9 protein-coding genes and 1 pseudogene are annotated in these 14,198 nt (G+C 59.0%); 4 read left to right on the forward strand and 6 right to left on the reverse strand.

Annotation, left to right across the window (positions count from 1 at the left end):
- Nucleotides 1-107 precede the first annotated feature (107 nt).
- The gene (locus tag EJ077_RS08485) at nt 108-548 is read left to right on the forward strand and encodes an Lrp/AsnC family transcriptional regulator (RefSeq protein ID WP_135882392.1); all 441 of its coding nucleotides are present in this window, start codon (nt 108-110) and stop codon (nt 546-548) included.
- A gap of 122 nt (nt 549-670) precedes the next feature.
- Here the strand turns inward: EJ077_RS08485 and EJ077_RS08490 are convergent, their stop codons facing one another.
- Together EJ077_RS08490 and EJ077_RS08495 are read right to left on the reverse strand one after the other, a co-directional pair.
- Nucleotides 671-895 carry a hypothetical protein gene (locus EJ077_RS08490; protein WP_208701149.1) on the reverse strand — a complete coding sequence of 75 codons (225 nt, stop codon included), beginning with the start codon at nt 893-895 and terminating at the stop codon, nt 671-673.
- Nucleotides 892-1,722, reverse strand: coding sequence for a RelA/SpoT domain-containing protein (locus EJ077_RS08495; RefSeq protein ID WP_208701151.1), 831 nt, complete (start codon nt 1,720-1,722; stop codon nt 892-894). Before EJ077_RS08495 ends, EJ077_RS08490 begins: the two co-directional genes overlap by 4 nt.
- A gap of 204 nt (nt 1,723-1,926) precedes the next feature.
- On the opposite strand from EJ077_RS08495, the gene EJ077_RS08500 reads away from it, so the two are divergent.
- A complete protein-coding gene (locus EJ077_RS08500; RefSeq protein WP_208701152.1) occupies nt 1,927-2,994 on the forward strand; it encodes a cyclic nucleotide-gated potassium channel in 1,068 nt (355 codons plus the stop codon).
- A gap of 45 nt (nt 2,995-3,039) precedes the next feature.
- Here EJ077_RS08500 and EJ077_RS31975 read toward each other — a convergent pair.
- Nucleotides 3,040-3,174: pseudogene (locus tag EJ077_RS31975) on the reverse strand (site-specific integrase); the annotation flags it as partial.
- Nucleotides 3,175-3,710: 536 nt separating this feature from the next.
- On the opposite strand from EJ077_RS31975, the gene EJ077_RS08505 reads away from it, so the two are divergent.
- The gene (locus EJ077_RS08505; RefSeq protein WP_208701154.1) at nt 3,711-4,889 is read left to right on the forward strand and encodes a porin; all 1,179 of its coding nucleotides are present in this window, start codon (nt 3,711-3,713) and stop codon (nt 4,887-4,889) included.
- Between the two features lie 324 nt (nt 4,890-5,213).
- On the opposite strand, the gene EJ077_RS08510 is transcribed toward EJ077_RS08505, so the two are convergent.
- The 3 genes from EJ077_RS08510 to EJ077_RS08520 all read right to left on the reverse strand — a co-directional run bounded on the left by EJ077_RS08510 (nt 5,214) and on the right by EJ077_RS08520 (nt 12,651).
- On the reverse strand, nt 5,214-6,890 hold the full coding sequence (locus EJ077_RS08510) for a tetratricopeptide repeat-containing sulfotransferase family protein (RefSeq protein WP_208701156.1): 1,677 nt from the start codon (nt 6,888-6,890) through the stop codon (nt 5,214-5,216).
- A 148-nt stretch (nt 6,891-7,038) separates the two neighbouring features.
- On the reverse strand, nt 7,039-9,441 hold the full coding sequence (locus EJ077_RS08515) for a mechanosensitive ion channel family protein (protein ID WP_245458686.1): 2,403 nt from the start codon (nt 9,439-9,441) through the stop codon (nt 7,039-7,041).
- Nucleotides 9,442-9,738: 297 nt separating this feature from the next.
- Complete coding sequence (locus EJ077_RS08520) at nt 9,739-12,651, reverse strand: glycosyltransferase (RefSeq protein ID WP_208701158.1); 2,913 nt, start codon at nt 12,649-12,651, stop codon at nt 9,739-9,741.
- An 876-nt stretch (nt 12,652-13,527) separates the two neighbouring features.
- On the opposite strand from EJ077_RS08520, the gene EJ077_RS08525 reads away from it, so the two are divergent.
- Complete coding sequence (locus tag EJ077_RS08525; RefSeq protein ID WP_208701160.1) at nt 13,528-14,193, forward strand: hypothetical protein; 666 nt, start codon at nt 13,528-13,530, stop codon at nt 14,191-14,193.
- Nucleotides 14,194-14,198: the final 5 nt, after the last annotated feature.

The following is a 14,198-nucleotide window of genomic DNA, read 5'->3' on the forward strand; positions in this document are numbered from 1 at the left end:
TAACGGCGAGGGAACCATGTCGACCCGGCGATATGAACAGATAAAATTGGCAATCCGAAAAGCGTAGTTTATCATAATGGCAGCGAAACTGAGCAAAATGGTACCCGATGGATACACTGGACGAACGGCTGGTGACCTTGCTGCGGCATGACGCCCGGCGCAGCGTATCGGATCTCGCCGTCGATCTCGGCGTCTCGCGCGCCACGGTTCGGGCACGCATGGAGCGGCTGGAACGGTCGGGCGACATTATCGGCTACACGGTGGTGTTGCGCGCCGACGCGGTCGATCAGCGCATCCGGGGCATCATGCTCATCGAGATCGAGGGCCATGCCGCCGACCGCGTGGTCCGGGCACTGGGCGGCTTCCCGGAAGTCTCGACCATCCATACCACCAATGGTCGCTGGGATCTGGTGGTCGAGCTCGGGACGGCATCCCTGACCGATTTCGATGCGGTGCTGCGGCGTATCCGGTTGATTCCCGGCATAACGGGCAGCGAAACGAGCCTGCTGCTGGCCACGCCGCGCACGACGCGGGCACGACTGACCTAGAGCGGTTCCGAGTTTGATAGAATCTCTGACCCGCTCTAACTTCTTGTTTTTACGCAATTCCCAAGGGGAAGCGCTACGCGCTTCTCCCGGGAAAACCGCTATGCACTTTTCCTGGAATTGCTCTAGACTGTATTCGACGCCGCCTTTCCCATGCAGATGGATTTCAGATTGCGGACAAACAGGGAGATGTTTCCAAAGTAATTCGGATACATGTCAACAAGTTTTTCGGCCTTGTCTACCTCGACCAAGGCAGCCTTTGCCTCGCTGCCCCTTAGCTCGATTTTTTTCTCTATATCTTCCAATTTCCGCGTGCCGGACATAAGAGTTCGGAATTGCTCGACGGTCACACTATGATCTTCGCTGTATTGGACCAAGTGGTATCTATATTTCCCGTCGTCTGTGCGAAGTTCGCTGAGTAGAGAGTAATATTTTTGATGTCTTCTAATATGCTTGTCGCACCTATACGTCTGTCGATATCCCGCAATTCTCGGATCCGGTCATTGTGATCCGGAGCGCCGATATGAACGGGGCACTGCTCAATGCGCGCGAATTCCGCCGACATAAGCTGGAAAAAGCGTAGCCAATCTTGTTCGCCCTTTCCGTGCTTCAAATCCTGTCGCCGGAATAGCCCGACAGCCTCAACTGCAGTAGCCCATGAGTGCTGAAGTGTGGTCCGAACTTGCAGTTCGATGCGTCGTCCCTCGAAAGCCTCAGTGTCGGCAGCTCTGGGTCGGTACTGGAAAACAATATGGTGACTTCGATAGCCGTCCGGCTTCGGCTCATCGATATAGTCAAATTCCCGAGGGTGTATCTCGTGGGGGAAGTTGTCTCGCATCGATTCGAGAAGCGAGCGAACACTTTTGATGTCGGGCATGATCGCTCGGCAACCGCCGATGTCGTTCATGGTGTCCAAATTGGTGGTGGACTCTCGAAGTTTCCGACGAATGGATTCCATGCGTTTCGGACGCGATGCCATGTCGCCCTTCAGTCGCAGCGCTCTCATGTGGTGACCGACAGAGAACTGAACGCTCCGCATCGGCAGAAAGTGCGAGGCGCGCCAGCTGTTGGCGATTGAGAAGATTTCGAGTGCGTCCACGTACTGGCCGGCAGTGATGTCTGGTCCGAAAAGCATAGGTTTTGCCAGCCGGTCACCTGCCTTGCGAACGGCTTTCATGCTGTATTCAAGGCGCGGGTACTGAGTCATTGGACCATAAAGTCAAGGTAGGGCGCCTCATTCTGGATTGGCGGGACTACCGCAAGCGAATCGGATCTCATGGACCGTATCCCTTTGAGTACGCGAAGTACGAAAGTAAGCACCTTTGCGCTTGCCTTGAAGGCATCCTATTCTGGGGAAATAGCATCCGCTCGTGGGCACAGAATGTCGGTACTGCGTTTCGTAAGAATTTACGCGCCGCTCAACGCGGTGCTGGCCGCGCCTGGGCTGCTGGCGGTGGCTGCGCTCACGATGCCGGACATGTCCGGACGAAGCAGGCTGGCTCTGACTGCCGTTCTCGCGGCCATTTGGGGCGCCTATCTTCTGCAGGTGGCCGAGACGCTGCTCAAGCGCTGGGCGGGAGACCTTCGGGACAGGACGCCGGCAATCGCCATTGATGTGCTCGCGGTTTTGGTTCCACTCGCGGCATTTCTGCTCGTCGGCACGCCCGACTGGAGCCTCTACTGTGCTGTCTGGCTGCTGAAACCGCTGCGCGACTCGACTTTCTTCCCGGTGCTGGGCAGGGTGCTGGCCAATGAAGCGCGCAACTTGATCGGCGTCACCACGCTCTTCGGCGTCGTTCTGTTCGGTGTCGCGCTCGCGGCCTATGTCATCGAGCGCGACATCCAACCGCAAAAGTTCGGCAGCATCCCCCAGGCAATGTGGTGGGCGGTGGTCACGCTGTCCACCACGGGCTATGGCGACGCCATTCCGGAAAGCTTCGCCGGCCGCCTCCTTTCCGGGGCGGTCATGATGAGTGGCATCGGCATCTTCGCGCTCTGGGCTGGCATTCTTGCCACCGGCTTTTATCAAGAAGTCCGTCGCGAGGATTTCGTTCGTAATTGGCAGTTGATCGCCGCCGTGCCGTTGTTTCAGAAGCTCGGCCCGGCCGTGCTGGTCGAGATCGTGCGCGCCTTAAGACCTCGCACGGTACCGGCGGGCGCCGTGATCTGCCGCAATGGCGAGACCGGTGATCAGATGTTCTTCGTCGTGGAGGGGCGTGTCAGCGTCGCGACGCCACACCCGGTGGAGCTTGGCCCTGGCGCCTTCTTCGGCGAGATGGCGCTGATCAGCGGCGAACCGCGCTCGGCGACTGTCAGCGCCACAACGGCGGTCTCGCTCATGTCGCTGCACGCGGTGGATTTCCAGATGCTGTGCAGCAGCAGCCCGGAGATCGCCGAAATCATCCGCAAGACCGCGCTCGAGCGGCGCGGCGCGGCACCTGCGGGTTGAAGGTGTTCGTCGGGAAGAGGATGCGATTTGAGGGCTGCCCAAAACGTCCTCGCTGCGGCTCTTGATGGCGGCGGACAGCTGCGCCTCTTCGTCCCTCTCGAGAAAACGAATCCGTCCCGGCCGCTCTTTCTGGCGGCGGAATTCGTGCAGGTTCTGGGGATCTCTCATCTTGTAAGTCTCGAGGAACAGGGGTGGCAGTTTCGGACCCACCAGAAGGTTCAGCCTCCTTTTGGCAGGGCAGCGGCTTCGACCACTCGGCCACCTCTCCGTTGCGCCGCTGGATAAAAAAGCGCCGGCACCATCGACAAGCTCGCATCATGATGTGGAAAAGTGTGAGCGCCGAACATCGGCTTTTCCGCGCATGCGGCGGATCCGCGGCAGTTCCTTGGCGGTTAACGCCAGGCCTTGCCATGATTCCGTCAGCCGATCGCCGGATTCGACCGGGAACAGGCGGTTGCGGTGGACCCGATAGTTAACAAGAGCTTTCTGAGTGAGGCCAAATCGTGTCATTTGTGCAACAACGCTGGGGGATAGCAGCCGAACAGCCCTTTCGCCGGTACGATCGTTGTTGAACGCCGCCGGCTCATGGGTAATGTCGAGTTCGAAGGAGCGGCGCGGTGCGCATCTTTTTCGGTAGTGGGGATGGGGCAGGGAACGCTGTCCTTCAGCAAAGAATACCCAGACCCGTTTTTTAACTTTTGACTGGAGGTCAGAAAATGAACATCAAGAGCCTGCTTCTCGGCTCCGCTGCGGCCCTGATCGCAGTTTCCGGTGCGCGCGCCGCCGACGCCGTCGTCGTCGCCGAGCCGGAGCCCGCTGAATACGTCAAGATTTGCGACGTCTACGGCGCTGGCTACTTCTACATCCCCGGCACCGAAACCTGCCTGCGCATTGGCGGCTATGTCCGTTATGACATCAGCGGTGGCGACGTCGGTTCGTTCGATGGTGCCAAGACCCGCGACGTGCAGAATGTCAACGACGAGAATGATACCTGGCGCAAGAAGGCCCGCTTCACGCTGAAGACCTGGACCGGCCAGGAAACCGAACTCGGCACGTTGAAGACCTACACCGAGACTCGCTGGAATTTCGGCAACCGCAACGACTACGCCTCCAATGGCACCGACACTGACAATGCTGCTGGCAACTCGGGCGTCTCACTGAACTTCGCCTGGATCCAGCTCGGTGGCCTGCGCGTCGGTAAGGACGAATCGGCCTTCAACACGTTCATCGGCTACGCCGGCAACGTCATCCAGGATACGCTTGTTCCTTACGGCGACTTCGACACCAACGTCATCCAGTACTACTTCGACGCCGGCAACGGCTTCTCGGCGGTGATCTCGCTCGAAGAAGGCTCGGGCGGCGGCACAGATGGTTTCTACGGCAAGGGTACGATCGACAGCTACGTTCCGCATGTCGTCGGCGGCGTGAAGTGGACGCAGGGTTGGGGCGCCATCACTGGCGTGATCGCTTACGACAGCAACTACGAGGAAGTGGCAGGCAAGGTTCGCTTGGACGTGAATGTCTCCGACGCACTGTCGCTGTGGGTCATGGGCGGCTACGGCACCGACGACAACCTCACCGATCCTACCTATGCGTTGGCGGCTGGCGGGCGCGGCTTCTACAAGCAGTGGGGCGGCAACTGGGCAGTGTGGGGCGGTGGCACATACAAGTTCAACGAGAAGACCTCGTTCAACGCCCAGATTTCGTATGACGATTGGAAGAACCTCGGTGTCGCTGCAAACATCGCCTACGACATCGTTCCCGGCATGACCATCACGGCCGAAGTCGACTACCTCAATGCAGGAAAGTTCGACGACGCCGACTTCTCCAACTGGACGAATGCCGACAAGAAGAGCAACATCGGCGGTATGCTCCGCTTCCAGCGCTCCTTCTAACAGGCGCGGCCTGATTGAAATCGAAAACCCGGCGGGCAACCGCCGGGTTTTTTCATGCCGTCTCTATCGAACTCGGACAGCCGATGGCATGGCAGTCCGGCTGCTGCCACGCTTGAGAGACGCGGAAGAGCAGTCCTCGCAGCGACAGGAAAAACTGCTTGGCAAGCGACGCTTGAAACGGCGGCAGGCCCGAGGCCAGGATACGGTGGCGGGACAGGTGAAGGAACGCGGCGTTCAGCCTGAGGAAACCCTCGTGGCGTAAAGCACACGCTGGCGGAGCAGGATGCGACCTAACATGCGCGCAGCATCAGGCACTACCACCGGTCAAACCTCGGCAAGATCGCCCAAGGCTTCGATCAACGGCTGAATCTCGCTTTCGTAATTCTTCCAGCGCTTGACGGACGACGTATAGATCGGCTGGCGGACCTGCCAATTGCTGTAGGTATTTACGGAGCCGCCCCTGTCAAAAAAGCGCAGGCAGGCATCGTCCCACGGCAATCCGAGATAATCCATGAGCCGGCGCGACTGCTCCTCCTGATTTTCGATCAACGTCTCGTAGCGATTTTCGAAAATACGACCCGGGAAAACCTTATCCCAATGCCGCATCAAGCGATCATACTCCCGGTAGTAAAGCGCCAGCGTCTCAAGATCGGCACTGTAGCTGTGGGTTTTATTGAACTGCAGGACGAAACAGGAGATGCAATTGTCGATAGCGTCGCGACGACAATGAATGATACGCGCTTTGGGGAAAAGAAGGCCAACCAGGCCGATTAGCTCGAAATTGTGAGGCATCTTGTCAACAATTCGCAGCGAGTCGGGAGCCCGCTCGCGCAGATAAGCAAGGTGCTCTTCGGCCAAAGTCCTGGTCAGATCGGGCGTAATCATCGCGATCGATTGGCCGAGGTTCGCGTTGGAGTGGTCTACGACGCCGAGTCCACCGGCTATTCGCCTGAGTTTGCTGAGCTCGCCGGCGCCATGGACATCGGGGTGGCTGGCACAGATCTGCTCTGTCAATGTCGTGCCCGAACGGGGCATGCCGACGACGAATACAGGCGCCTCCGAGGGATTGCCATACGCGGCTCTTGAGGCGACCAGTTCCGGCGTGAAGGTTTCGATCATGACATCGATCCAGCGACGGTAAGATTCCAGATCGAATGCATGGCCTCCGGCTTGATTCCCCTTCTTGAAGTGATCCATCGCCTCCTTATAGCGACGGAGGTCGTTGAGAATCTTTCCCGCGGCATGATGGAGCGCTGCCGCTCCTTCCGGCCCATGGCCCGGGTCTTGAAGCTCCGTCAAGATTGTCCCGAGTTCAGGCGGCTCTTCAGCGAATTTGCGCGTTTGTACAAGCGCATTGTAGGCGGCCGGTACCGCGATGCGCCGTTCTATTGCCTCTTTCAGAAGAACCGCGGCTTCGTCCATACGGCCGAGGCTTGCGAGCGCGCCGGGCAGCCCCAACCGGGCTATAGGATGATCTCGGTCGATCCGGAGCGCCTTCTCAAAGAGCGGCAGCGCCATTTCCCCCTTGTCAGACGCATTGTATGCTTCGCCCAAGGCGCAAAGCGCTTCCACCAGATCCGGCTTCAAGTCCAGGGCGTACTGAAAGTGGCTGATCGCCGGCGTAAATTCGCTGACCTTCAAATAGGTCTCGCCGAGGCTAAGATGGTAGTAGGGGTTCTGCGGATCCTCTGCCAGCGCCCGAGCGAAATACCGCAGTGATTTTTCGTTATCGAAACCGAGTCCAAGCGTTCCCAGGATATACAGGGCTAGCGGATGGTTTGACGTGCGAGCCAGGACCCTGAGGCACAGTTCCTCGGCCTCGGACAGACGTTGGGCTTGCTGCAACTCGAGCGCCTGCCGCAAAAGCAAGTCGTCGGCGTGGCTGCGGTGGGGGCCTGCATTGGACTGCGCTTTGTATGGCGCAGCTTTCGGTGATGCCGCCTTAGGCGAGGGTTGGGTCTTGAGGTGCTTTGCCCATGCGGGCGGCAATCGGTTGCTCATCCTGTCTGGCTAGCAAAAGGGGTTTGGAGAATCCAGCCTCGATAGCCGTTTTGCGCAGAGCGCCGGCGTGGCCCCATCGATTTGCCCATTCTTCCGGATCGACCCTTATCGGTTTCCGTTCCAGTCGGTCCGGTGACGGCGCTCTTTCCTATTCCGTTGCGCCAGCTTTTTTTCTGCGACGAATAGTGTGCGATTGCGCGGCGGCCAATTTCAACGCGGGTGTGATCTCCAACGGCGCATTCTGTGCCTCATGTGGGGTCTGCAGCCCCTCGACGTGCACGGTCGGGAATGGGAGCTCGATGCCCTGTTCCTTGAAGACCTGGCGCAGCCGGACATAGAATTTGCGTTTCATACCGAAAGCGCCTCCCGGTCTGGTCATGGCCTTGACCCTCAACACGATGCCGTACTCGCCGAACTCCTGTACGCCCTGCATCTTGATCGGGTCGAGCACCCAGTTTTTGAACTCGGGATCTTCCGCCAGTTCGAGGCCGATCCGCTTGATCAGCTTGCGAGCGAAGTCGATATCGGTGTCATAGCCAACGGTGATGTTGAATTTGTCGATAACCCAGTCACGGCTCTGGTTCTGGACTGCCCCGAGTTCACCGAAAGGTATCGTGAACAGCGGACCGCGATGGTGGCGCAGCTTCACCGAGCGCAGCGAAAAGCTTTCCACGGTACCCTTGTAGTTGCCCGAGGAAATATATTCGCCGACACGAAACGCATCATCGAGGAGAAAAAATACGCCCGAAATGATGTCCTTGACGACGGTCTGCGCCCCAAAGCCCACCGCGACGCCGACGACGCCAGCGCCGGCGATCAGCGGGCCGATCTGGATACCCAGCGAGGAGAGCATCATCAGCACGGCCATCACGATGATCGATGCGAGCAGAATGTTCTGAAGGATCGGCAACAGCGTGTGCAGCCGCGCCTGCTGCGGATCCAGGATCGGGATTTCCTCCTCGCTGATCACAGGGTGCGGTACTTCGATGCCCAGCTTTCGTTCGATCAAAGCCTTGATGATCGACCAGCCGAAATCGGCTGCAAGCGCAATGACCACGACATTGATCAAGCCGCGCAATATGAACATCGTCGTCGTATCGCTGCCCTGCATGGATTGCATGTCCAGGCCCCAGACACGCGCGAGAAGGTAAGCCGCCTCCAGGATGAAAATCATCCTGATACCGCGATCGATGACAGCGATCGTCACCGCCGGGATCGTCGGCCGGCCGGCCTCTTCCGAACCCGGGCGCAGCACGAAATTGACCCCGCGCTGCGTCAGCACGATTGCCAAAGGCAGGAAGAATGCGGCCAAGGTAAACCAGAAGAATATGTCAAAGCCGGCAATGCGCTCCAGGAACAGAACGACGAAATAAGCAGTCAACAGCCATGTCGCTCCCGTGTGACCGCTTTGGGGCGCCCCGTCTCGCTTCCTCGGCCGGCGCCACACGGCGAGCAGAAAGAGCACCAGCACGACGAAATCGGCGCCCAGCGACAGGACCATCATTCCGTCCGGATCGATGCCGAGACCCGGCAAGAGGTTGAACGCGGCGCCGAAGAAGGCGAAGACGCCGACGATCCGGGGTAGCCAATAGGACCAATGGTCAGCCGCTTCGTTGGTGACCGGCAAAGCACGAACCTCGACGGCGCTCTCGACCTTCATGAAGGAAGGGACGAGCGTGGCCATGACGTACATGCGCACACCCCATGTAACGACTGCCGCCATCAGGAATGTCAGTACAATCTCGCGGATGAGCATCGGCCAGTCGAACAACATGAATGCGCCGGCGCTGCCCAGTGCGAACGAGACGATCAGCATGCTGGAATAAAGCAGGCGGCCACCAATCTTCTTGGCTCGCCCCATGGGCGTATCCTTCGGCTGCGCGATAATCCAAAGGCGAAATGGGCGGGTCAACTTGTACGTTGCCCAAGTGAGCGCCAGGCCGGCTGCGATGAACAGCACAATCAGCATGACTATGCCGGCCGACCCCCTGCTGGACATATCCGCCATGGTCTTTGACCGAACGTGCGCGAACTGGCCCGGCAGCAGGGGCAAAGTTTGTACGATTCTTTCGATATGATGCTTGATCCGATCGAGCGTCGAGGATGCCATCGTATTCATCCGGCCCGGTGCGGCAACGGCGTCGGACGATGCGTCGGCCGGCGAAGCTCCCGCCTTGGCAGGCGCTCCGATTGGCCCGACGTCCTGATTTCGCTGCTCGGCCACCCAGGCCTTCACGGACGGATCGTCGAGAAGCTCGAATAGCTGTTTGACCTTTTCAGGCGGCACGGTCGCCGGCGCCTGTGCCTGTGCCTGACCAGCCAACAAGAGGGCCATCCCAACAACCAGTGCCCTGGCAGCCAGGACAAACACCGCACTCAGATGTCGGAGACGTTGTGTCGCGCGTGCCAGATACCTGGCTCCCAACCGTCGAATCATGAGTGGCATCGTGCTGTTAGCCTTCCGGTCAAATCGGCAAGCAACGACATCCATGCCCGCCATTGCTCCTACCTTGAAGAAGCCGATGTTGTGGTGCAAGACGCCATAGTTCAAGCTAGACCATCGCGCAGGGTCTGGTCGTGCAAATCATGGATCCGTAATTCGAAGACGTTGGGCATCACAGTGCTTCTGGTAGAGCAGAACGCGTAGGCCGCGTTGGGCATCGCGGACCGATGCCTACGTGATGGAAACCGGGCATGACCATGCAGAGGCCGGCCGAGGAACTGATTGCCGACGAGCGGTTGCCTAGAGGGGACCTGACACAGCTGTAGACGCAAGGTTAGGCAGCGAAGCGTCGCGTCGCTCTTGCGCATCGTGAGCGGAAATAATGACACTGACAAAGTTCACCGTTCAATTGAGCACGGCCTCGACGGTGGCAACAAAGTCATCGAGCGAGCGATCCCCACGAATCTCGATACGCGGAAGGTCGATGGGATCGCTATCAAGGTCCGCCGGCCCGTGTCTGCCGCCGAAGCCAACCCGATAGCCGCACTCCCTGGCCAGCCTGCCAAGCCGCCGGTCGGTGACGGAGAAGGGCGCCGCGAACGCCGAGGTTGGCCGACCGGTCCACCGTTCGACGAACATCCGAGAGCGCAGGAGCTCGGCCGCCAGGTCAGAGCTCGAAAGACCATCGATGGCGCGATGCGTCGCCAGATGGCTTCCGAAGAATGCACCTTCGGCGGCGAGACGTCGCACCGTCGCGGCGTCCATAAGCGGCGTCGGCGGACCGCTGACGGCGTCCCACTTTGCACTTTCACCCACCAGGTCCGTTACCAGGAACACTTCCGCGGTCAGGTCGTTCGCGCGCAAGATTGGCCAGGCATGGTCGGCAAAGTTCTGGAAGCCGTCATCGAAGGTGATGAGCACCGGGCGGCCAGCGAAAGGCTGACGGTTGGCGATGGACCATTCCAGTTGCTCGGACATGACCGCGTGAAAGCCATTGGCCCGCAACCATGCCATCTGGCCGGCGAATGCGGCGGGCGTGAGCCGGAAACGGGCGAGCGCGGCCGGACCTTCATCGGCGACGCCGTGATACATCAGGACAGGGATACGTTGCCGCCGCTCGTTACGCGCGACGTCGCGGCGCAAGGCCCGCGCCCCGCCCCAGACGATATTTCGCGCGACCCCGATTCCGATGGGCGCGCGGACCGGCACATGATCGATCACCGGCTCCGTCGCCATGTGGTCCGGTGACAGGCGGCGAAAGCGATCTATGCGATAGAGTTCGGTCTGGACCGATTGCTCGAGGACGAGGCCTTCGGTCGCCGCCAACGTCTCCGAGATCGTTTGGCCACCGAATGTGTTCCAGTCGAAGCCCGTCCTTTCGGGATTGTCACGAAGCACGAATGCGTGTGCGCTGATGAAACTGCCGCCAGGCGCCAACGCCTCAGCGACTTTTTTGGTGAAGCGTTTCAACTCGGCCAGATCATCGAGATAGTAGAGCACTTCCGAACAGAAGATCAGATCCATCTCGCCCGGGAGCGTATCCGCCATGAAATCCAGTACACCGAACTCAACATTCGGTTGATCGCTGCATCGCGCGCGCGCCCGCTCGACCGCTATCGCGGAGATATCAGTTGCAGTCAAATGGCCCACGCGCGGCGCCAGCTGCCGCGTGAAATGGCCCTCGGCGCAGGCCAGCTCAAGCGCCCGTCCAATGGGGCCGGCAGGCAGAATTTCGAGCTGCCGCTCATATTTTTCCTGCTCGTAGGGCGAGGTGTAGTTCCAGGGATCCTCTGTCGCAAAATAGCGATTCCAGAACGCCGTACGATCCTTGTCGTGACCATCCGAGGCCGGTGAACGGCGCGGTACCGCAAGAGGCTGCGTAGTTTCGGCGCTCGACAAATCCAGTTCCCGCGCTTCCGAGACCAATCGCTCGAGTTTGCCGAAGTGACTGTCCGGATCAGGCTGGCGTTCCGCTGTGGCCGACAGTGCCTCGGCTGCAAATGTGTTTGACGTGTCGGCACCGTCGTCCTTTTGCGGTGCCAAATTCAGGATCAGTTCAATCCAATGACGCCTTGTCACGTTCCCGAGTACGCCGAACTGAACGACAGCTTCGATCTGGCCATCCATCATCAGGTAGGCATAGATTTGGTCGATTCCTGCGGGAAGCTCGGTTGAGGTTGGATTTCGAGCGTCGACGCGAATTCCGAGTGTCCGCGCCAGCCTGCGAGGTGCGGCAAGATCGTCGGCATCGAGAAGCATTTGCTCGAGATGATACTGGACGCGACGAGCCGCGACCGGATCGCCCCAGACCTTGCCGAGTTCGATGATCAACTCGGTGAGGGCGCCGCCAAACCTGTCCCACCGGGCAGCCAAATGCGCTGGCGCCGATAGGCTTCCCACCATCAGGCCATCGAGGGCCACCTTGGCGATCTCGCGCGCCCATTTACGTCCTGCCGGGAGCGCGCGCAGGGATTGCGGGTTGATCGAGCTGCCGCCGCTGCCGCCATCCGATGCAGCGTTCCACAACGCGAACCACGCGAGTGCTTCGGAAGCGGTTCGCCCGGTCGCCTCGGTCGCTCCATTGGCATGAGCCAATCCTGGGCGTTTGACCCTGGGATCAGGAGAAAAGCCGCGGGCGATCACGATTCCCGCATCCGCCAGCATCTGCGTCGAATTGCGGCTGAGCGCGTTGGGGCTGGCTCGATGGAAAGCGAGCGGCTCGTCGACCATCACCCAATCTTTGCCGAGACGTGCGACGCGCTGCCACAGATCCCAGACTTCGCAGGTGCGCAGCGACGCATCGAAACCGCCCAACTCGACGATTGTTTCCCGGTCGACCAGCACCGCGTGAGTGGCGATGGCACATCGGCGGGCGAACGTTTCGAAGGGCTGGATCGCGACCTCGGGGGCGATGCTCGACGGGGTGAATGCACCATCGGGCATCACGCGCCGTGAACCGCAATAGGCGGCCACTGCATCGGGAGCGGTTTTTAGTGCGGCCAGCATTTTCGTAAGGAAGCTGGCATCCACCCAGTCGTCGGCATCCAGGAACATCAGCCAGTGGCCGCGCGCTGCCGAAATCCCTTCGTTACGCGCGCCGGCGGGGCTATGCGCGCAAGAACTCAACGTCCGAAATCGGGCATGTTGTTCCACATAACCGGCGATGATCGCGGGAGTGCGATCCGTGGAGGCGTCGTCGACGATGATCGCCTCCCAATCCACGATTTCCTGCTCGAGAAGGCAATCGAGTGCGCGCGCCAGCGTTGCTTCCGCGTTGTGCGCGGGAACCACGATTGAAACCAATGGATTGTGCGCCACGCGGTCTTACCCGCGCCTGGACGTCGGTACCACAACGCTTTCGGTAGCTTTGTCCTGGATCATCGAGTTTCGCTCTCTTCGGCGGGAGCCGGCGAATGTCACACACGGATACGCCATCGGACGGCAGCACTGCTCTGTCAAGATCGGGGCGCATTAGAGGCAGCAAGAAAACCTTGAAGACATGCTTGAACGGCAAGCGCTGATGCCCGACGGCTTAGATCCGAGGACGGTGCGCCGGCATTTCCGCTCGCACAATCGTCCACTGCTGCGGCGAGGGTCATCTAGCCCCACGCCATTCCGCTCATAATCAAGCCTGACCTGGCTTGCAGACGGGTCGCCCTGAGGCGGGCGCCGCATGGCAGTCATTTCTAAGGTCCTGTCGATTCATTAAAAGTAGACATCGCTAATGTAATGGCCGCAGGCAGCCTTGCGGCAATAACGGCCGTTCAACCTGGATTCTCGAACAGCCATCCTCTGTCCTGAAGAAGACCTTCCTTCTGGCGTTGGGTCCGCGTTGGAAGGTGGCGGTTACAGTATGCGGACCGATGCCAGAAGGTATCTGCACATTTAGATCAGATGATGGCAATTAATCTGATTAAAAATCATAATTTATTTTCTTTAAAGTATATATAGATTTTAGACGTGCTTTCGATAGTAAGTTCCGGCAAATGATCAATCGGATTTGCCGACTATTTCAGCTATCTAAAAAACACAAGAGCGACATCAATCGAAGCTTGTGCAGCTGTTGCTAGTTCATGGATTGAGCAAGAGGTGCTCGAATCGGCTGAAATCAAGAGAATTTCGGCTTGTGGGTCGGGTATTTGTCTGACATAATCCCCGTTTCCGGGTTTTCCACTGGGCAATTGGGGCATAGTGATGGCTAAGGAATCTTCGAGTGCCGCGTCTTCAGCAAATAAAGCGGACGCAAATCTGATCGGTAATGCAGAAGGAAATGGACTGAGCTTCATGGCTGGCCAAGCTCGCGAGAGCGGGGCTCCGGGCGACGCTGTAGGTGTCGACAAGATACGTGATCTGCTGTTCGGCAACCAGATGCAGGACTACGATCGCCGCTTTTCCAAGCTTGAAGAACGGGTCTTGCAGCGCTTCAAGGATGTCGAATCCGAGGCCAAGCGCAATCTTGAAATGTACGAATCAAATGCGAAGAAGCAGGTCGATTCGCTCGCGACGCAATTGCGGAACGAGAAAGATGCGCGAGCCGAGGGCGACAAGGAGATTGACCGGAATCTTCGCGAGCAAAATCAGGCACTTGAAAAGCAGGTGCGCGCATTGTCGGATCAAGTGAGCGAGCTCGAGCGCGATGTTGCAGACCGGATCAATCGAAACGATCATTTGCTGCGTGAGGAAATCAAGCAAAGGATCGAAAGCGTTCAGATGCTGATAGAGAAGGTGTTTTCTGATCTCAGCAACGTCAAGACCGACCGAAATCTTTTGGCCGGCCTGTTTGTCGAGGTCGCAAAATGCCTCAATCAGGATCCCGTCGGCAACAAGACCAACTCGGAGCGTGGCTGGAAAGTGAGTTGATCGGA

It is taken from the genome of Mesorhizobium sp. M8A.F.Ca.ET.057.01.1.1, from assembly GCF_003952565.1.
Taxonomy (GTDB): Bacteria; Pseudomonadota; Alphaproteobacteria; order Rhizobiales; family Rhizobiaceae; genus Mesorhizobium.